Raw genomic sequence first — 19240 nt, 5'->3', positions numbered from 1 at the left:
ATATCTCGCGTCTCTCGGGGAGAAAGGCGGGATATAGAAGCCTGTTCAATGGTGTAGAAGATAAACGCAACGCTAATGTTGCAGATAGCCACCCCGTGAAAGTTAATCGTAGGGCATTTCTGATAATTCTTTCGTGCGCAACTCATCAAGCCTGGCGACACACTCGTTGTTAAATACGGTATGCGCGTTGGCGCCTTTATCAGCGGGATGCGCATATAACTGGCACTGCTCGTCACGGTAGGCTAACCAGTGACGCTGGGATTGAATAAACAGGCTCTGGTAGTTCTTTTTAGCTTCTGGTTCATTTTGAAAAACATGTTCGATACGTTTTTTCGTCGCCCCGTAGGCCTGATTTAAATCGTCTTCTGCACGTGCCCGGTTATTCTCGGCACAGCTAAACACATCGGCATCACTGGTCTTTTTAGCGCAGTCATCAAGGGCGTAGACGGCGGAAGAAAAGCCAAACATGATTAAAGTCACACATCCCAAAAAAGATAGCTTCATTTTTTATATTGACCTGTTTTACAGATGTAAAAGCGCATTGTTTAACCGAGGTCAGACTACGGTGAGGAACTCGCCTGTCAGGGCAAGGCGCAACTCAGGGCGTTGTCCTGTAAAGGGTTCGCAGTTCCTTGATCGATTTTGCTCCTGAAGCTCCAATTTTCCTCGTCAACGGCTCATTGATAGTAATTGAGTGATTGGTCAGGTCGACAGAAACGATGATGGCTTCCTGCGCTGTCGTATTGGGAGACGCAACGTCATATATCACCGCGATGATGACTTTATTCTCTTTTTCATCGAGCATGCCGACAGAGCGAGTCGCATAACATGTTTCCGCTTCCCAGTCACCGAATCCAATTGTTGGTAAAACACGCTCTACCTGATGAGCGTTGTTTGACCAGGCGACAAAACACACGTCCTTATCTTGTGAGTCGAAACCCTGCCCGGCAATAAAACTGCCCAGAACTTTGCCTTCATTAACCAGATGAAAACTTTGGTGTGGAACGGGAGAACCGCCCTGAATGCCTTTATCAGACGATAATTTATAAATACTTTTCTGATAGGGCGCATCTGCTACAGGAGTCAGGGAAAGCGCAGCCAATACCTGATAAGGGGTTAACAGCGATAAAAACATTAGTACATAGCGCATGATATTTTATGTATCCATTGACGTAATGACCACTTGAATGGTGAAAATATCATTGCACCACGATAACGTCATATCAGCCTGTTAAAAAATCAGTATGGCAGCAGTTTAAGTACGGCCGTACGCTCAGTATCCATTCGATAAATGCAGAGATTCGTTGCGACAGCATATGGATTACTGCCTTCTTCTGCAGCAAAAGCTTCAAGATGACATTGACCATCCCTGAATTTAAGCCAATTACGCTGCGTATCTATCATAACCCCGACATACTGCTCACCCAGTTTTTTTGAGAGCCGTACATTTTTACGATGCGCTCTCTTGCAAGACCGTATTCGTGATGTAACGCTTTTTCAGCCTGGCTTTTATATTTAACAGAACATTGATAGGGTTCGACATCATTACTTGTTTTACAACACGGTGTTTCTGCGAAGCAGCTAGCTGAAAAAGCAGCGATTGAAGTTACGAAAAAAGCTGCGTAAATTTTCATTATTCACTCAACTCCGAAAATTACAGATCTCATCTCATCAACAAGCCTGTTAAGGTAAAGAAAGCACGCTCGCTTATCTCAAAAGACGCACTTAAACAGGCACTGATCATTTTATTGCTTTGCCAACTCAACGAGTTCATCAACACGGTCTTGCATTTTTTTCTTCAGACACGCTGGATTAACAGAACACGCATTTCTTTCGTTCAGCCAGCGTTTCTGTGCCTGACGGAGCTCGACTGAACGAGATTTGACATCAACCCCTGTATTCACAATTTGCTTTAACGCTACATTGTATGCCTGGGCCACGCTTACATCCCAGGAAGACAGATCCGAATTATGACAGATGGTTTTTTCACTGTCGCTTGTAGCTTTTGCGCAGGCGAACGAAGGTTGCACTTTGGCATCATCAGCGAGCTTTTTTAGTAAAAGATAAGACTGGTTATCCCAGTTCAGGAATATTGACTCTTCATCAAGTTTTACAAGCCAATGTTCGCTATTTTCACCCGACGGGGTGATTTTTCCATTCTGACAATGAATGCGATAAGGACGAATTGCTAACGTTCCTTTGACGGGAAGAGCATAGCTTTTAGCCGGATCGGAGAGCTGCCCTTCTGTCGTCCTGCTCATCAAAGCGTTTATTGATGTCACGTCCATGGAATCATAATCTGGCAAGTCGCAGTGACTGGCTGTTGGTATTGACGTTTTTATTATATTCGGCGTGAATTCAAAAATACGTTCTCTCAGCGTCGGGTCATCAGAAATTAGCGCCATCAGGTTTGTGGAAGTGATATCTTCGCTAACATAAACATGTTCAACTTTCCATTTTCCGTCAAATTTTAAAACACGTCCCTGTTCAGCAGAACACAGTAACGGTGTAACCAGCGAAGCAATAAAAAGTAACAAAAAGCCGTTTCTCTGCATGATGGACGCCTGAGAGTGAGATACAGAAAAGATATTTATTTTTAAATTCACATTGGCTGTAAGAAACTTTTTTAGCTTGTTGATTCTTTTTTACTTCTTCATTTAAATAAGTATAAAGCCTCCTTCTGTTTTCTAAAGAGGCTTCATTAAAAAATCTATTTCTGATAAGCCTTACGAAGTTGAGAGATATTTTTAATATATGAATTTTGAAACTTCTCAGTAGCACCTTGGTCGTAGTATACGCTGTCACTATCATCTTTTAATCCCAAGATGTAGTAATCATTACCATAGTGATCAGGAGCTTCGGTTGTATAAATAACCGCGATTTTTGTAGCAGGATCGTCTTTTTTTGAAATCAGACCAACCGAATCAACTTTATGGCAACCCACAGTTTCCCAATCCCCCTGACCGATTGTCTGAATAAATTGATCAGATTTTTTGCTATCCTTAGTCCAGGCAATAAAACACACAGGTTGAACTTGTCTTATCCATCCTTTGCCTTGCACAAGAGTGCCTAATACTTTGCCATCTTTTACTAAATCGAAGGTTTGAGCTTTATCTAATTCAACTCGCTCAAGGCCTGCATGCTGAGCCTCTTGAACAATACTTTTTTCGTAATCACTGGAATGAGGTTTAGAAAGGATTACTGAAGCATTTGCTAAAGGACTGATAACAAGTAATGACAGAACTAAATTGATAATTTTCATTTTTTATAAAACCCTTAATTAATTATGTAGAGCCCGGTCATAATTTTGTGATAAGTGAACATCATAGTTATTCTTTTTATAATCACTACCATTATAATATCTTGCAAAACTTGCCCAGTTTTTAGTACGGATTGCATTCAAGAGCGTGGGTGTATGAGAAACATGATTTACAAAAGCGTATACTTGGCCCGAAATAGTATTCATTCCTTTGACAAACTCTTCAATATTCGCATAACCTGAAGTAACATAGTTACTTCCCATAATTTGGAATGCTCCCCAAGAGGCTGATTGAAGTGCAGCTGCACGATCAAGCGCTATGGCTTTATTTAACTTATCGTATTGCTCGCTAAATTTACCATAGTGATCATATCTTTTCCCCGATATATCAGGGTGAGTTGCATCATACTTGTTATGGGTCAATCTGCTGAAATAATGTCTTTCATATAAAATGGTCGGCCGACCAGACGAATCGAATGGACTTTGCTTCGTCTCCGACATCACTACGGCTTTTATTGCTGCTGGCTCACAATTTAATGCTTTGGCCATACTGATATACATTTCATCAGTCACTGCAGATGCCGTGGTGTCAAGATTTAACTTAATATTGCTGGCTGGAGTGATATTTCCGTGCAGTCTACGCATCGTAGGACCCTTGGGAGAAATAATACCGTCAGGGTTACGGAGTCCAACAACCTTCTCCTGAAAAACTTTTATTTTAGCAATGGTTTTTTCGCCCATGAAACCATCAACTTTTAATTCATTACCTGGAGAGGTAATAGCCTTATTGGCGTTTAGTAATGATTGAACGGTTTTAACATCTTGTGGTTTATTCGGTTGTCTTATGCCAACACCTTGGCTTATCTGTATTGTAGTCACGTAAAATCCCTCTTGATCCAACCTTAACAGATCATATGAAAGTGCGCCTCCTGATGGAGGCGCATTCCATTACGCTTCTTTGTTCTCTTTGATGTTCCAGCCAGCGCTGCTTTCTGCGCCTTTGCCACCGGAAGAACTCTGCTCCCAGTACTGCTGTTTCACTTTCGCAGCCTGGAATGCATAGGTCACGCCCAGCGTATCGTCGTGTTCAGAGCCCACGAACTGCACGTTGGTGACCAGCACGTCTTCCAGGGTAATGCGAGTGTACTCGATTTGTGTACCGCCAGCCTTACAAACTGAAACTTCAACTTTGGTGACGTGCTTACCGCTGGCACAGTTTTTCAACAGTGCAGTGACAGCCTTATCGATTTTGGCATTAATGTGCAGGTCGTTAAAGTTTACTTTACCAGCACCGCCGCCGCCGCCCACGCTCATATTACCCGGCTGATTAGCGCCCCAGGAGAAAGAGGTAATATCAATCCAGCCGGTATGGTTTGAATCTTTAGATTCACCAGTAACGCCGTCTACCTTCAAATACATATCAATAGCCATAATATTTACTCTTCGTTATGAAAAAAGTTGTCGCTTTCGAAAAAGCATCTATATGGCAAAGAGAAAAGCATGGGGCTGAATAAAACAGTCCATATTTTACTTTTGCCTCGACTCCGGGGGTTGCTACAGGCTCCCCGAAGTATCCCACCACAATTAACCGCAATAGCAGGAGATTTTTTGCTGCATTCGTATTTCAAATTAATGTCATTGTGCAAAAAGCCACGACAATTATGGGGCAACCCGATTATGTTGCGCACTTTGTTTCAAGAAAATTACTCTGCTGGAACAAAGTAAAAAAACGATTAATGAAGCCCAAATAATTTTCAGATCGCCAAAGCCGACATTTTTATATTTTAAAACACAGGTCGATCATTATACTGATAAATCTATGATGAAAGCTTTCAGCCATTCGCCAAAGACATCACTTTAGGAAAAGGTTTATTCAGTTTCATCAGCATAATCAAAGTGTGAACGACGACATGCTTATGCCATATTTTTATATACGGCACGCTTTCATGCTTTAGTGCAGTTTCTTGCAAGAAGCACGCTCCGAAGAGCGTGCTTAGCGTTTCAACGATTAATTCTCGTTCGACTTCAGCGAAGGCAGTTTCGATACCAGACGCAGCGAAACGGTTAACCCTTCCAGCTGGTAATGCGGACGCAGGAAGAATTTCGCGGCGTAATAACCTGGATTGTCTTCCTGCTCTTCCACATTCACCTCAGCCGCAGCCAGTGGCTTGCGTGACTTGGTTTCCTGTGAGGAGTTGGCTGGGTCACCATCGACATAATTCATGACCCAGTCATTCAGCCAGCGCTCCATTTCGTCGCGCTCGCGGAAGGAACCAATCTTGTCGCGCACAATGCACTTCAGGTAGTGAGCGAAACGGCAGCAGGCGAACAGATAAGGCAGACGCGCGGCCAGACGCGCATTCGCGGTGGCGTCCGCATCGTGATACTCCGCAGGCTTTTGCAGCGACTGCGCACCGATAAAGGCGGCAAAGTCAGAATTTTTGCGGTGTACCAGCGGCATAAAACCATTCTTCGCCAGCTCGGCTTCACGGCGATCGCTGATAGCGATTTCCGTTGGGCATTTCATGTCCACGCCGCCGTCATCGCTTGGGAACGTGTGGCAAGGCAGATCTTCAACCGCCCCACCCGACTCCACGCCGCGAATGGATGTACACCAGCCGTATTCTTTGAACGAACGGTTGATGTTGGCCGCCATGGCATAAGCCGCGTTGGTCCAGCTGTAGTTGTTGTGGTCGGAACCGTCGGTCTGCTCTTCAAAATCAAAGCTGTCCACGGGATTGGTGCGAATCCCATAAGGCAGACGAGACAGGAAGCGCGGCATCACCAGGCCCAGATAGCGCGCGTCTTCAGACTCGCGCAGACTGCGCCAGGCCGCATATTCGGTATTCTGGAAGATTTTGGTCAAATCGCGTGGGTTTGCCAGTTCCTGCCAGGATTCCATCTGCATTACGCTTGGAGCTGTCCCGGTGATAAACGGACAGTGTGCGGCAGCACCGATGCGCGCCATTTCGCCCAGCAGCTCGACGTCCTGCGGGCTGTGATCGAAATAGTAGTCGCCCACCAGGCAGCCAAAAGGTTCACCACCAAACTGGCCATATTCCTGTTCGTAGATTTTCTTGAACAGCGGGCTCTGATCCCAGCCCACGCCTTTGTAGCGCTTCAGGGTGCGGCTCAGTTCCTGCTTGGAGATGCTCATAAAGCGAATCTTGAGCATCTCATCAGTTTCGGTGTTATTCACCAGATAGCTCAGACCACGCCAGGCGCTTTCCAGCTTCTGAAAGTCATCGTGGTGAATAATTTGGTTTACCTGCTGAGACAGCTTTTCGTCAATCTCAGCGATCAGCGCCTGAATGGTGCGGTAGGCGTCGCTGGACATGGTCACGGTGTTTTCCAGCGCCTGCTGCGCCAGGGTTTTTACCGCGCTTTCTACAGCTTCACGTGCCTGGTCGCTTTTAGGACGGAATTCTTTGTTCAGTAACGCGCTGAACTCATCCTGACTAAAGCTGGCGCCGCCCTGCGATTGTGGTTGTTGAGAAGTCTGGTTCATTACTGCTCCTCCTTACCTTCAGGGGCATCCGTTTGCTTAGGCACGTGTGACAGCGCCTGCAGCAGTGTCGGATCCTGTAAAATCTTGCCGATTAGCTCTTCGGCGCCGTTTTTGCCGTCCATATAGGTCAGCAGGTTGGAGAGCTGGGTACGTGCTTCAAGCAGGCTATTCAGTGGATCGACTTTGCGGGCAATGGCATCAGGAGAAAAATCGTCCATGCTTTCGAAGGTCAGATCGATGTTCAGTTTGCCGTCACCGTTCAACGTATTGTCTACCTGGAATGCCGCACGTGGCTTCATGGCTTTCATACGCTCATCGAAATTGTCGATGTCGATTTCCATGAATTTACGGTCGTCAACGCTGGCCTGCGGCTCCAGCGGTTTACCGGCTAAATCGGCCAGAACACCCATGATGAATGGCAGCTGAATTTTACGTTCTGCGCCATAGACTTCCACGTCATATTCAATCTGAACGCGTGGCGCGCGATTGCGGGCGATAAATTTCTGCCCACTGGACTTCATTGTTGGCATGGTTCTCTCCATAAATAATGCGCGGGTATAGGCTCGCAGGAGGCGCGCAGGTCTCGCTGCGTAAAGGCTTGACTGTTAGCTTAGTCGCGGCGTCCAAAAATGTTTTCTAACTGATGAACACCATCGGGCGCGAGATCGCGAATGATGTCCATAAAATCGAGTTCGATAAGGCGCTGTACCCTGTCAATCATCAGCGGTGCCGGGTGGCTCGGCTCATGCTGACTAAAGTACTGTTTGACTTTTTCCAGCATAAGCTGGGCTTCTGCCCGCGAATTCAGTTGAGCACTGCGCCAGTCGGTAGCCGCACGGGGTGCAGCGACGCTGGGCTGCTGCTCCGTTGCGGGTGCGGATTGCATCGCCGCCGCCAGGGAGTGTAACGATTCCATATCCGTGGCCTGACAGCGCTCATTCAGCATTGCCATGCTGCGTTGCAGCTGGCTCATATCCGGCAAGGCCGTTTCATCCAGTTTGTCAATCACGATGCGGCGAATGTTTTGCAAACGCTCGGCAATGTTTTGAATCGCTGCGATGCCCGGTTGTTCCCCTCGTGCCAGTTCGTCATTCAGACGCGGCAGTCCACCTGGATAATCTGGCACCTCTGTTTTACTGCCGTCACACAGCGCCGAAGCATCACGCAGCGTAATACCGTCGGACGCATAGCGCATGAGCCATGACTGACGAACGGCGGCCGTCAGTGCCGACTGGTCGCCCAGCACAGCCAGCGCATTGATGCGGTAAAACGGGTCGTGCTCGCCGTCTTCTTCAAGGCGAGGCCAGAGCGGTTCCCAGAACTGCGACATCGCCTGTTCAATCAGTTGCAGGCCCTGTGCATAGCCCGGTAACCCTTTCAGACGCGTCCAGGCATGTGTCAGGGTCAGCATGACACGCAGGTCTTTGCTGCGGCTCATCAGTTCCAGCGCAAGCTTTTCAACTTTGTTCCAGTCCGCTGGCTCAGCCGGAATAATGGTGTTACCGAACTGCTGTTCGGCTTTTCCCACGCTGGCCTGCTCCATCGCCTGAAAGTCCGCGTCGTACTCCAGATTTTCACCGCACGGATTATCGTGGCTTACCGGTATCAGCAACGTGTCAATATCAATACTCATCCGCTTCGCCTCAGGATTCAAACATCGGGGGATAAAGTCCGTTTCGTCCCGGCTTTGCACCGCCTGCCGGATCAAACAACAGGGAAAATAACTGCGCGGTTAAATTTCCACTGTGGACATGGGTATAAAGCGGAAAACCGTCGCTCTGATTCGTCCACCAGAAACTGGTCTGGAACTGCGGATCAAAGCTTTGGGACGGCAGATGCCAGCTCAGTGTTGAATCCTGCTCACCGTTGCCGATCACCGCCAGAATATCTGATGACGCCTCATCCTGCTGAGGCTGCGGCAGTGGAATGCTCAACAGCGCCTGATCAAACTGTTCGGGCGTACCGCCATCCTGAACCGCCCGCAGTAAGGTGTTTCCCATTTGGTGATACCAGTCGCCCGAACGCGTCAGCAACAAAGGCATCCACTCCGCTGGGGTAAAATAGCGGAGAGCACAGAGAGGATAATGACGACCCACGCTATCGCGTGCGGCCGTCAGACAGCCCATTTGAATCAGTTGCGTGCCCAACATCGGTGGTACCACAAAATTCCACACCGGGGCTTTAAGAAAAGCCCGAGAAGGCGCATTTTCGCCTTCAGCACTGGTTTTCCAGTGATGCAATCCCACCTGAAACCAGTTAGACCACTGGCGCTGCAAGGTATCGGGAAAGCGTCGTTTAACAAAATCACCCGAACTAGGCAGTTTGCCGTACCAGCCAGGTGCTGCGTAATGGGTCATAGTCAGATCCTGTTTCAGGGACAGCTAAATGCGGGTAGCTGGAAAGGATTACGAATGCTGCCTGGCGTGAATGACAGCGTCACGTTATGGCCGTCCACACTAAAGCTGGCTTCGCGAGTCAGTCCACCTACCGACGTCACCCGTGCGCGATCAAAGAAGCGATTAAGCGCCCATGGGCCGCTGGTGGTCAGGGTTGAGGTCGTGCCGTTCGTTAGCCCCAGTTGCATACGCACCTGACTGGTTCCACCTGGTCCGGGCCAGCTCACTAACTGCACTGCCTGTGGTCCATGACTGTAGCGCAAAATCTGTCCATCGACATCCAGCGTCATATTCAGGATGTCGTTATCCATCTTCACCGTCCGTAACGTGACGCGGAAGGATGGCGTAGTGGCCCCATTGGCAAAGAAGGCGTCGCGAATCGACTGCGCCTGCTGGAAAGGACGCAGCAAGGCTTCGCCACCTGGCAAGGTTTTGCCATCAATGCCGGGCGTGAAACGCCATGCCGCACGCGTGGTGTCCACTTTGCTGGCCAGATTATCGCGGAAGAAGCTGTCCATCAATCCGGTGCCCGGCGCAAACATGCGCGCCAGGTCATCAGGCGTGACTTCGCTGCGTGCATTGCGGACCAGCGGGTAGCGGCCTGCTATCGCCTGACGGCAGAAGCTGCCGACTTCCATGGTGATGCGCTTGCGAACGTTATCCATGTCGCGACGCTGTGCATCGCTGCTGGCGCCCACTGCCATGCCTGACACCATATTTTGCAGTGAACCGGGCAAACGTCCGGCGCTGGCCTGCAAACGGCTAATGGCATCACCCGCCGGCGGTGGCATACCGCTATTCGCGGCATCCTGCACGGCGGTGAGATAGCGATAGAGATCGTCGATCTGCTTAAGAAAATCATCAACGGCCAGGACCTTACTGCCCTGCTGTAACGGCTGTGCCAGTTCGATAACAGGTGCAAAGTGCGCGGTCACCGCCTGCTCAGGCGTTTGCTGCACCACCGCCTGTTCGCCGTTTGCGCGCGGCGAGGTAAACAGCGCCTGCAGCGTTCGTGTGGCGCTGTTATCCGATGACGCGGCCGTATCTTTGGCATTCTTGTCTTCAGGCTGCGCCCGGGTGAGCGTGAGCTGTTTGCTCAGGTTAATCACTAACTGCCGCAGCGGTGAATGATTCCCTGACAGCAGGCGCGCCGTATTAATACGTTGGGTCAAATCGGCGCTGCTGTTGAGTTGAATATCGCTGAGAAACTGCTCCCACTGGCGGATGTAATCCTGAATATAGAGCTGGCGCACCGCAAGGTCGGTTTGTTTGCTGTCTTCATGGGCCGTTTCTGCACCCAGCACCCAGATATCGTCTTTGTAGAGCGCATCGGTGACCGGCGCGATCTGTTTATCCACATGGTTCCAGTAACCGTCTGGCGTAAAGAGCCCGGAAACACCTTCATTGACAGACTTACCGCTTTTACGGGAAAACACCAGTTCACTTTGCGGTCCACCCAGCGCGGACAAGGTCACCGGTGACATTGAGCCATCGCGTTCCAGCAGGCGTTTCAGGCGTCCGTAAACGCGCTGTGACAGCGGCATCTGACTAATCAGCGCCTGCTCGCGCTTTACCAGCGCATCATCCTTCGCATAGGGCGAGGACTGAATCTGCGTTTCCAGTAGCTGTTGCAAATGCCACGCCAGCTGTTTCACCTCAGCCTGAGTCACGTCCTGCGGCAATTCACGCGAGATGTTTAACATCATCCACGCCTGAAGAAACTTACCGTCATAGTGTTTTGGCTGGTACAGCATCTGATAAGCCTTGAGCGCCTCATAGCTGTAGTCAGCGTCACTTCCCGTATCATTGCGTAACCAGCGGGTAATATTCTGCGCAACCTGCGGCATCAGCAGCTGTTTCAGCGCCCTTTCATACAAGGCCTGGGTCGCATCACTGACTTCCGTGCCGCGATACAGCCCCATCCGGCGCGTGAGCGGCGGATGCTCCAGAGAAAAGGAGGCGCTTTCAGGCAGGTGCAGCAGCGTATTGAGGTAAGGCACCAGAGCAAAGAGGTTGCCGTTCACCTCTTTTTGTAACTTGTCACCGAGCTGCTCAACCTGGGGGCTTTTCGCCGCCATCTCCTGCAGGTAGGTTTTGTTTTTGTTATAGCTCACCAGCCACAGTGCACCGGCAATGAGTACGATAACCAGTAACGCCAGATAACCCGACCACAGGCCCACGCGGTTGCGTAGCTCCCACCAGCGGTTACTGCCGGCCAGACCGGACTCCTGGAAGATGACATTTTCCAGCACGCCCTTAAGGAAAAAGCTCTGGCCTTTGTTTTGAGGGATCGGCGCGTCTTTATCCACTTTGTCCCAGCTGCCCGACTCACTCTGCTGCTGGCCTGGCAGATGCAGGGCGCGCGTCAGTTCACCCATTACGCGGTCAAAGGGCAAGCCTTCCTGCGTACCACTGGCAAAGTAGATGCCGCGCGGGGCGAACTGCGTTTCGAAATCGGAACGCGCAAACAGAATATCCAGCGCCTCAGCCAACTGAGGGCGCAATGCCGCAAACTCCTGTGGAAACAGGTAGCTTTCGGCACGTGCCTGGGCATCACTTTCCGCCAGCAGCACATCGGCAAGTCCGGCATCCAGGCGCTGTTGCAGCAGCGAATATTCCTGCTGAAACTGGCTGCTGAGTTCAAATTCAGCCGTGGATGCTTTGGCCCAGGGAAAGGTAAAGCCCCAAATCTGCTCGCGCTGTGCCTTATCCAGGCTGGCAAAATAGCTGCGGAACCCCTTTAACAGGTCGGTTTTGGTGACCAGAACATACACCGGAAAGCGAATACCAAGCCGATCGTGTAACTCCATCAGACGCTGACGCAGCGCCACGGCCTGATTGCGCATGGCCTCGGGCGACTGTGATAACAGGTCTGCCACGCTCAAGGTGACGATGACGCCGTTAACCGGCTGACGGCCACGGTATTTACGCAGGAGGTCGAGAAACTGATGCCATTCGCCTGCATCGCGCTCCTGCTGGCTCTCCTGGGTGGTATAGCGCCCCGCCGTATCCAGCAGAACGGCTTCGTTAGTAAACCACCAGTCACAGTTGCGCGTCCCGCCGATCCCACGTAGCGCAGCTTTACCAAACTTGTCCGCCAGGGGGAACTGCAGGCCGGAATTGACCAGAGCGGTGGTTTTACCGGCACCTGGCGCGCCGATGATCATGTACCAGGGCAATTGATAGAGATATTGATGACTGAAGCGCTGCGCCCAGAAAGGCGCCCCCTTGCTGCTCTGCCGCTGAAAGTGTGCTTTCTTCAGCATCTCAGTCGCTTCAGAGAAACGGCTGGCCAGCACCTGATCTTCACTGGTCAGTCGCTTGCGGTCTTCTTCCGGCGTATCCGATTTGCTGGTTTCCAGGCTGGACATCAGCTTACGGTTGAGCCAGTAGTTGTAGACTCGCGGAATCGCCTGACTCAGGCCCCAGACAACATAGAGCAACGCAATACTAATGACGCGGTTCTGTTCTGACTCCAGCGGACGGGAGTCGACAATCGAGAACACCGGGCCAATGACCCAGATAATAAACGAAAGTGCGGTGATACCGACAAAGCCCCAGGCCAGACGGCTGGTCAGTACCGCAAATAGTACATTCAGCATGGATTAGTTCCCTCTCGCCAGGCCGTTAACTTCAGCTTGCGTCGTTTCAGGTGCAACCTGCAGCGTAATTTCAACACGACGATTACGCGCGCGATTTTCTGCACTGGTATTCGGCACCAACGGATGCGTTTCACCCCGCCCTTCCGCTTTCACGCGTGAGGGTTTTGCCAACTGTTTTTGTAACAGCGTCTGAACAGACTGAGCACGGGCCAGAGACAGCTCATAGTTGGAGGCAAACCGGGCACTGCGAATCGGTACGTTATCGCTGTAGCCTACCACCAGGATTTTCCCGCTGACGTTATTCATGGCTTCTGCTACACGCTGGATAACGGCATCATAACGTCCGCGAACCTCTGTCGAACCCGAGGCGAACAAGCCATCGCCTTTCAGCGTCACCACACTTTGATCTGCCTCATCGCGCACGGCCACCAGGCCTTCGTCGATTTCAGGTTTCAGGAATGACTTCAGGTTTAGCGACGGCGGCGGCGGCGGTGCCGGATTACGAATCTGCACTTCTGGCAGCGTCGTTTGGTAGATTTTGGCCAGCACGGGCGAGGTGTAATCCCCCAGACGCCAGTTCAGCACGATATAGAACAGGCAAGCAGCCAGGCCCGCCAGAGCCGCACAGGCCCACAGCGGAATCATGGGGCGCCAGAGTTTACGCAGAACCGGCTGATCGGTCGGATGCGGCGACAAAGCGGCGGCAAAGCTGCCCCTGACGCTGCGGATCATCTGCAACAAACGCTGTTTAATCGTATCCAGCTGCGAGCGTCCATTATCCAGAACCCGATAGCGCCCTTCAAAACCAAGCAGTAAGCAGAAATAGATCAGCTCCAGTAACAGGATATGCTGACGTGGGTTTTGCGACAGTTTCGCCAGCAACTGGAAGAATTTCTCCCCGCCCCAGGTTTCGTTGTGGAAGGTTACCAGTAAGCCATTACTGGTCCACACGCCACGGCTTCCCCAGGGCGTCAGTGCTGCGGCTTCATCAAGCGCCGTACACAGACAATAGCGCGCGCCAACGATCACCTCATAGCTCAGTCCGGACTGCTGGCAGGCCAGCTCGAAACGGCGAATCTGATCAATAAGCTGTTGACGTAAACGTGCGGGATCGTCATGGGAGACGGAGTGACGAATCTGTGGGATCGCGTTGATCAGCGGATTCGCTGCTGCCACCAAACTATTCTGATGGCTAAGATCCTGCTGAAAAGCATCACTGTTCGGTTTATTTTGTTCCTGCATCATGCCTGCTCAGTTTGAATTATTCTGACTGACTGCGAATGGCCCAGAACTCCATGTTCAGGCCCGGAAACTCACCGGCAAGGTGCAGCGCGAAGGCACCCGATCGCTCCATCTCCTGCCACAGCTCGCTGTTCTTATCCAGCTCAAAGTAGCTGTATCCTGCATGCCATGGGATCTGCGGTGGCGCACCCGGCATGGCTTTCAGGGCAAGGCCCGGCAGCTGCAGTTGGACGAGATCGCGAATTTTGGTGACGGGAGCGACTTTCATCTGCGCCGGGAAATGCGTTTTCAGCGCGTCGGCCGGGACGCTGGCTTTGACTGCCAGTACAAAACCGAATTCACGCACCATGCTGTTATCCGGCACGGTCGCTACATTCAGGCCGTGTGAGCGTTGCGTCAGCGGCAACTGAATGGCGCTCTCTTCCATCACCTGCGACAGGCCCTGACGAAGCAATAGCGTCAGGCGCGAGAAGCAGCCCTGGAGATCGTCGTGGTCATAGAGAGGAAAAGCATCCGGCGTGCGCGCTTCTGTCCACGTTGCCAGCTCAGCAGCCAGCTGCAGCCAGTGGCTGTAGAGGGTTTCGGGATGTAACAGCGGCAGATGCTGCAGATGCGCATGAAGGCCCAACTGGCGGTTAAGCAACGCCAGCAGCATGAAATCAACCATATCCGCGCTGTTAAAGCGGCCCGTTCCGGGTGCGCGCTGGCTCAGCTGCTGGCTACGTTGTTGAATCATGCCGTGCAGGTCGGTCATCATGCTCTGAAGCGGACGACTGCCAGCAAGGGTTAACGTGGGAGGGATATAATCATTGTCTAAACGGATATGGTTATCACTGCGCTTCTCAACGATCTGAGCAACGCCCATCGCCGTCCATTCCGCCGTGAGATCCTGCTCCAGCATCAAGCGGAGGCGCAGCTTGCCAAACTGAACGGTGGCGGTTCCGACAGCCTGCGCATTGTCATCTTCAACTTCCGCTTCCCAGGCCAGATAGCGAGCCAGCGAATCAGGCGCGTCCTGAAACGTCACCGCCTCGCGACCATTGCGGCGAGCAGGAATGGCCAAAACCACTTTGGCACGGTCAGTATTGCTGGGAATGTCGAGCGGCGCAGGGCCGTGTTGTGGCTGACTGAAGGCAAAAAACGTTCCATCCGGCAGGCATCCACTGGCGGCGCTCAGTGCCAGTTTACCCTGCCGCAACAGCGCTTCATCAAATTCGAGATCGAAAAATCCCCAAACGTAAGGACGTTGCGACTGGCCCCATTCACGCAGCGAGCTTTGCAGAAAGTTTTCTGCCTGCTGGAAATGGTGAGGACGTAAAAACATCCCTTCCGCCCAAACAACCTTTTCGGCTCTGTTCATAATCATCCTTTGAAGACGGTTTTATTGCTTAACGGGACGCATGCCGGCATCGTCAACGATAATGTTGGCGTTTAACTCACCATCATTGCTTTTCCAGAACTGCCAGAACGAGCTGCTGTCACTGTCTGGAAAAGGCAGCGCAAGTCGCCACACCTTGCCATCCAGTTTTTGATATTCCGCCATGATGCCGATAAAGCGCGCGTCGGGGAGGCTTTTGGCACTCAGCGTTTTACTGAGCTGACCGGACATCAGGAAAAACTGCTGATTATTGAGCAGCGTATTTCCCAGTGCGGTAGCGGGTTGATTCTGCAAAGTGAAGAAGTCGGCGGACATAAATTCTGCATCAGACGTCAGCAACATCACCCGGACTTTGAGCGGTGCGCCCGAATTGATGGAAGGATGTGCCTGAAAGTGCAGGTTGTATCGCGCGATATCAGGCTTACTGCTACTGCATGCCGTTAGCAGAAGCAGCAGGAAGGGCCAGATCCATTTTGCCAGGCCAACGCGAAAGTAAGTTTGTGCCATTTCTGTCCCTCCCTGCCCCTGACTTAGTTAATGATCCAGGTACCGTTATTTTTGTTCTGGCACGCCTGGCTGTTTCCATCTACAGAAACACAGGTTTTTTTCTTGGCGGCGGCACGCGCACGACGTTTCGGCTGATCGGCTTTAACGGTCTGATCGTACAAATCGCTTTTCACCACGGCGCGGAAAGGGACATAACCAACAACTTTTACCGCGCTGGTGGTGGCCTGGGCCGCTGCCGCTTTGCTGTCAGCAGTTTTGGCATCGCTGGCTGGTGGCGCTTCAGCCTGCGCTTCTTCACCTAATGCCAGCCAGTTATTTTCAACCTGACCCACAACGGTGTAGTTTTCGCCGGTTTTTAGGGTTTCGACGACTTTGCCGCCGAAGTCCGGACGCGTCATAACAGATGCAGGATATAAAGCGCGATAGGATTCATTTAATGCGGAGAACTGCGCCGGCGCAGCAACGGCATGACGATGGATCAGGGTTGTGCCATCAACGGTGCTGCTCACCATTGTGTCATCAGTCATTTTTGGCGGTGTTTTACAGCCTGCAACAGCAAAAACGAACATCAGGCTTAATGCAATTCGAAAGTTCACCATTTTCTTCATATTTAGTTCCATTAATACCCAAACAAGTGGCCATTGGCCGGTGTTAAGCAAACCCTGTTGCAGAACGAGCGATGCTGGCCGCCATCTGGAGCCAATACGCTGATTAACAACACAATTTGCCTGAATGAGATGAGCTAGTGAGTTTAAAATTTTGTATTCGATGAGAGTGAGCAGGTGTGAAACTGCCCGTGAAAACCTGATGACCGGAACAAGACGGCTGAATTCGCGATTAAACATTCAGCAAACTGACAAATTCCTAAACGTAAACGTCATTAAGGCAGCCTGGTTAAGCGTTGCGCAAAACCGATTCATATAGCTGAATCGTTAAGTTTAATAAGGCTGATTAATCGTTATAAGTGTGGGGAGAATGACAACATCCTGCTTAAATTCCAGTCGATCTCACACAAATAGCAATAAATCAATGGGTTACAAATTAAACTGCAGCACCATAGCTACCGCACGAGCCTCAACATTCCGCTCGCTTGTGTAAAGTTCTTTTCCATTTCTTAACATCTTACACAGCTTTACATAATGCCTTAAAAAATTCAACACAGGCCCGAGCGGGCTTAAATAGTAAAAAAATTTATGTATATTGTTATCTCAAACTCAAAGCATTTGTTAGTCTACTGCTATCGAGGCGATAAAAAATCCCGTTCCAGCCCCCATCAGCCGCTTCGTTTAGATAATTAAACATTAGTAGCATGAATATTTAATTGTGATAAAAAGGGAGAATACGGCCCGTGAAGCCACCTGATGCGAATTTTCTTAAGTCTGAAACCGTAATTAAGTCAAATTTTCAGAAAATTCAACGTGTGTCATTTATTAAAAAATAAATAAAAACAATACCTTATTTATCATCGTCACGAGAAAATTAGGAGTTTTCTTATTAGATGTATCGCAGGGGCAGTGTGGGTTTTAGCCGCAAACTGGATCAATAACAGGCAATATGAGTGATTTTGATACAGCCAGAGACTAAGCCGCAACGGACTGCACAAGCGCAGACCGCGCCAATGGCCTGATGTGAACAGCGGTAAGGGCTGAAATCACTCAGGCATTGTATGGCACAGTATTTATCGTCACCATCCCGGTTAAAGCAGCCACAGCGTTAACAAACCAGGAAAGGAATCAGGATGGCCCGGCTTTCGCGACCATTTTGCGGTAATTATTTAGCCACTTACCGCTGGTGAACCTTCCCCAGAAAAACAGCCCTCTCACTGTCCAGTCGAGGAACATGCCAAGCCAGACGCCGATGACGCCCATTCCCAGTTCAATGCCCAGCAAATAGCCAGCAACGACCCTTGCACACCACATACTAAACATAGAGACGTACATCGTGTAACGTGCGTCACGCGCGCCTTTCAGCCCAGCCGGTAAAACCCACGACGCTGCCCAAATCGGCATAAACAAGGCATTGAGCCAGAGGAGGTGTTTCGTAACATTTATCACCTCAGGGTCGCTGGTATAAAAACGTGCCAACAAGCCCGCCAGCGGAACGGTCAGGGCTGCAACGCACGACAGGCAAATGGTGGCCAGCCAAAAAACATGCCTCGCCTGTCGTTCAGCCTGAAATACCTGGTATTTACCCAGCCGCTTTCCGGTGATGATAGTTGAAGCCGATCCTAGCGCGTTACCCGGCAGGTTAATCAGCGAGGCAACAGAAAACGCAATAAAGTTACCCGCAATCTCATTGGTCCCCATGCCAGCCACAAACACCTGAGTCAGCAATTTACCGCCATTAAATAGCACAGATTCAATACTGGCAGGCACGCCAATACTCAGCACTTCATAAAGTATGCTGCTGTTCCAACGGCGAAAATAGCTGGTTAGCGTGATTTTAAGCGAGGCGTTGAATCCAATCATCAACACATAAATAATGGCGAAAGCGCCGATATAACGGGTAATAGTCAACCCCAGGCCAGCCCCGACAAACCCTAATCCATCCCATGAAAAACAGCCGTAAATAAGTACGCTACTGATCATGATGTTGAGGATATTCATCCCACCATTAATCAACATCGGGATCTTCGTGTTGCCTGCGCCACGCAGTGCCCCGCTACCGATTAAGGTGATGGCCGCTGCCGGATAGCTCCATGCCGAAACCTGGAGATAGCTCAGCGCCAACGCTTTTACTTTTGGTTCGGCAGCGCCGGCAATTGCGTCAATAATCAGATGGCCCCAGAACTCAATCGCAATAACCAGAATTAACGCCAGAATGGTCATCATCGCCAGCGACTGCCGCGTAGCGGCACGCGCCCGTTTACCATTACGCCTTGCCAGACTGAAAGCAACCACTACCGTGGTACCCAGATCGATGGCGGCAAAAAAGGAGATGATGACCATATTAAAACTGTCAGCCAGGCCAACGCCTGCCATCGCCTCTTTACCCAGCCAGCTCACCAGGAAGGTACTGAGCACGCCCATTAACAGCACGCAGGCATTTTCAAAAAAGATCGGGACTGCAAGAGGCGAAATTTCACGCCAGTACAGCGTGCGGTAAGTACGACGTTTGGGATACCACGCCGTACGCTTAATCGCCTGCACCACTGCTACGCCGGGATTTTGCAAAGGAGTACCAAATATGAAGATGTCGGGGAAAGAACGTTAATGATGGTAGCCGGCGAGCAAATATGCAAAACGTTTTGCATTCCTGTTAAATCATCGTTACACACTTTTTTTCCCTTTTTCCCCACCTCATTGAATCATCGCGTTGACGATGTCATCGCACGATCATGCCCAAAAA

18 protein-coding genes are annotated in these 19240 nt (G+C 50.6%); all 18 read right to left on the bottom strand.

The features are described from left to right. Nucleotides 1–102: 102 nt before the first annotated feature. Entirely contained in the window at nucleotides 103–504 is a 402-nt protein-coding gene (locus GKC68_RS08750) for a lysozyme inhibitor LprI family protein (protein WP_047713451.1), read from the bottom strand. Nucleotides 505–598: 94 nt separating this feature from the next. Then, on the bottom strand, nucleotides 599–1150 hold the full coding sequence (locus GKC68_RS08745; RefSeq protein WP_141240228.1) for a hypothetical protein: 552 nt from the start codon (nucleotides 1148–1150) through the stop codon (nucleotides 599–601). Nucleotides 1151–1239: 89 nt separating this feature from the next. Then, nucleotides 1240–1404, bottom strand: a complete 165-nt coding sequence (locus GKC68_RS08740) for a lysozyme inhibitor LprI family protein (RefSeq protein ID WP_252294669.1) — start codon at nucleotides 1402–1404, stop codon at nucleotides 1240–1242. Beyond that, nucleotides 1401–1634 (bottom strand): hypothetical protein, encoded by a 234-nt coding sequence (locus tag GKC68_RS08735; RefSeq protein WP_230624163.1) that lies wholly within the window; start codon nucleotides 1632–1634, stop codon nucleotides 1401–1403. The genes GKC68_RS08740 and GKC68_RS08735 overlap by 4 nt, the downstream gene beginning before the upstream one ends. Nucleotides 1635–1745: 111 nt before the next feature. Beyond that, complete coding sequence (locus GKC68_RS08730; protein ID WP_342656761.1) at nucleotides 1746–2555, bottom strand: lysozyme inhibitor LprI family protein; 810 nt, start codon at nucleotides 2553–2555, stop codon at nucleotides 1746–1748. A 155-nt stretch (nucleotides 2556–2710) separates the two neighbouring features. After that, on the bottom strand, nucleotides 2711–3262 hold the full coding sequence (locus GKC68_RS08725; RefSeq protein WP_272843087.1) for a hypothetical protein: 552 nt from the start codon (nucleotides 3260–3262) through the stop codon (nucleotides 2711–2713). Between the two features lie 18 nt (nucleotides 3263–3280). Beyond that, nucleotides 3281–4138 carry an N-acetylmuramidase domain-containing protein gene (locus GKC68_RS08720; RefSeq protein ID WP_263793920.1) on the bottom strand — a complete coding sequence of 286 codons (858 nt, stop codon included), beginning with the start codon at nucleotides 4136–4138 and terminating at the stop codon, nucleotides 3281–3283. Nucleotides 4139–4207: 69 nt separating this feature from the next. Next, a complete protein-coding gene (locus tag GKC68_RS08715) occupies nucleotides 4208–4690 on the bottom strand; it encodes a type VI secretion system tube protein Hcp (protein WP_028724769.1) in 483 nt (160 codons plus the stop codon). Between the two features lie 577 nt (nucleotides 4691–5267). Further along, nucleotides 5268–6767 carry a type VI secretion system contractile sheath large subunit gene (gene tssC, locus GKC68_RS08710; protein ID WP_028724770.1) on the bottom strand — a complete coding sequence of 500 codons (1500 nt, stop codon included), beginning with the start codon at nucleotides 6765–6767 and terminating at the stop codon, nucleotides 5268–5270. Next, nucleotides 6767–7297 carry a type VI secretion system contractile sheath small subunit gene (gene tssB / locus GKC68_RS08705; RefSeq protein ID WP_014605521.1) on the bottom strand — a complete coding sequence of 177 codons (531 nt, stop codon included), beginning with the start codon at nucleotides 7295–7297 and terminating at the stop codon, nucleotides 6767–6769. The genes tssC and tssB overlap by 1 nt, the downstream gene beginning before the upstream one ends. A gap of 80 nt (nucleotides 7298–7377) precedes the next feature. Next, complete coding sequence (tssA, locus tag GKC68_RS08700; protein WP_342656760.1) at nucleotides 7378–8400, bottom strand: type VI secretion system protein TssA; 1023 nt, start codon at nucleotides 8398–8400, stop codon at nucleotides 7378–7380. A gap of 10 nt (nucleotides 8401–8410) precedes the next feature. Next, the gene (gene tagF, locus GKC68_RS08695; RefSeq protein ID WP_013026247.1) at nucleotides 8411–9124 is read right to left on the bottom strand and encodes a type VI secretion system-associated protein TagF; all 714 of its coding nucleotides are present in this window, start codon (nucleotides 9122–9124) and stop codon (nucleotides 8411–8413) included. 14 nt (nucleotides 9125–9138) lie between these two features. Continuing rightward, complete coding sequence (gene tssM, locus GKC68_RS08690) at nucleotides 9139–12765, bottom strand: type VI secretion system membrane subunit TssM (protein WP_047713887.1); 3627 nt, start codon at nucleotides 12763–12765, stop codon at nucleotides 9139–9141. Between the two features lie 3 nt (nucleotides 12766–12768). Next, nucleotides 12769–14010, bottom strand: a complete 1242-nt coding sequence (locus tag GKC68_RS08685; RefSeq protein ID WP_028724773.1) for a DotU family type VI secretion system protein — start codon at nucleotides 14008–14010, stop codon at nucleotides 12769–12771. A gap of 16 nt (nucleotides 14011–14026) precedes the next feature. Further along, complete coding sequence (gene tssK / locus GKC68_RS08680) at nucleotides 14027–15367, bottom strand: type VI secretion system baseplate subunit TssK (protein ID WP_028724774.1); 1341 nt, start codon at nucleotides 15365–15367, stop codon at nucleotides 14027–14029. A 21-nt stretch (nucleotides 15368–15388) separates the two neighbouring features. Next, nucleotides 15389–15892: a type VI secretion system lipoprotein TssJ gene (gene tssJ, locus GKC68_RS08675; protein WP_013026251.1), complete on the bottom strand. Its 504-nt coding sequence runs from the start codon at nucleotides 15890–15892 to the stop codon at nucleotides 15389–15391. A 23-nt stretch (nucleotides 15893–15915) separates the two neighbouring features. After that, on the bottom strand, nucleotides 15916–16512 hold the full coding sequence (locus GKC68_RS08670) for a hypothetical protein (protein WP_047713917.1): 597 nt from the start codon (nucleotides 16510–16512) through the stop codon (nucleotides 15916–15918). A 1113-nt stretch (nucleotides 16513–17625) separates the two neighbouring features. Then, nucleotides 17626–19041 (bottom strand): EmmdR/YeeO family multidrug/toxin efflux MATE transporter, encoded by a 1416-nt coding sequence (locus GKC68_RS08665; RefSeq protein ID WP_047713918.1) that lies wholly within the window; start codon nucleotides 19039–19041, stop codon nucleotides 17626–17628. Between the last annotated feature and the right edge of the window lie 199 nt (nucleotides 19042–19240).

Source organism: Pantoea sp. RSPAM1, from assembly GCF_038816185.1.
In the GTDB taxonomy this organism is placed as follows: domain Bacteria; phylum Pseudomonadota; class Gammaproteobacteria; order Enterobacterales; family Enterobacteriaceae; genus Pantoea; species Pantoea ananatis.
Note: the sequence above shows the minus strand (reverse complement) of the source record. Positions and strands in the feature narration are given on the sequence as shown.

What these genes read in the sequence shown, in the direction of transcription:
- GKC68_RS08750 (WP_047713451.1), bottom strand. Translation starts at nt 504, where the DNA reads ATGAAGCTATCTTTTTTGGGATGTGTGACTTTAATCATGTTTGGCTTT.
- GKC68_RS08745 (WP_141240228.1), bottom strand. Translation starts at nt 1,150, where the DNA reads ATGCGCTATGTACTAATGTTTTTATCGCTGTTAACCCCTTATCAGGTA.
- GKC68_RS08740 (WP_252294669.1), bottom strand. Translation starts at nt 1,404, where the DNA reads ATGATAGATACGCAGCGTAATTGGCTTAAATTCAGGGATGGTCAATGT.
- GKC68_RS08735 (WP_230624163.1), bottom strand. Translation starts at nt 1,634, where the DNA reads ATGAAAATTTACGCAGCTTTTTTCGTAACTTCAATCGCTGCTTTTTCA.
- GKC68_RS08730 (WP_342656761.1), bottom strand. Translation starts at nt 2,555, where the DNA reads ATGCAGAGAAACGGCTTTTTGTTACTTTTTATTGCTTCGCTGGTTACA.
- GKC68_RS08725 (WP_272843087.1), bottom strand. Translation starts at nt 3,262, where the DNA reads ATGAAAATTATCAATTTAGTTCTGTCATTACTTGTTATCAGTCCTTTA.
- GKC68_RS08715 (WP_028724769.1), bottom strand. Translation starts at nt 4,690, where the DNA reads ATGGCTATTGATATGTATTTGAAGGTAGACGGCGTTACTGGTGAATCT.
- tssC (WP_028724770.1), bottom strand. Translation starts at nt 6,767, where the DNA reads ATGAACCAGACTTCTCAACAACCACAATCGCAGGGCGGCGCCAGCTTT.
- tssB (WP_014605521.1), bottom strand. Translation starts at nt 7,297, where the DNA reads ATGCCAACAATGAAGTCCAGTGGGCAGAAATTTATCGCCCGCAATCGC.
- tssA (WP_342656760.1), bottom strand. Translation starts at nt 8,400, where the DNA reads ATGAGTATTGATATTGACACGTTGCTGATACCGGTAAGCCACGATAAT.
- tagF (WP_013026247.1), bottom strand. Translation starts at nt 9,124, where the DNA reads ATGACCCATTACGCAGCACCTGGCTGGTACGGCAAACTGCCTAGTTCG.
- tssM (WP_047713887.1), bottom strand. Translation starts at nt 12,765, where the DNA reads ATGCTGAATGTACTATTTGCGGTACTGACCAGCCGTCTGGCCTGGGGC.
- GKC68_RS08685 (WP_028724773.1), bottom strand. Translation starts at nt 14,010, where the DNA reads ATGATGCAGGAACAAAATAAACCGAACAGTGATGCTTTTCAGCAGGAT.
- tssK (WP_028724774.1), bottom strand. Translation starts at nt 15,367, where the DNA reads ATGAACAGAGCCGAAAAGGTTGTTTGGGCGGAAGGGATGTTTTTACGT.
- tssJ (WP_013026251.1), bottom strand. Translation starts at nt 15,892, where the DNA reads ATGGCACAAACTTACTTTCGCGTTGGCCTGGCAAAATGGATCTGGCCC.
- GKC68_RS08670 (WP_047713917.1), bottom strand. Translation starts at nt 16,512, where the DNA reads ATGGAACTAAATATGAAGAAAATGGTGAACTTTCGAATTGCATTAAGC.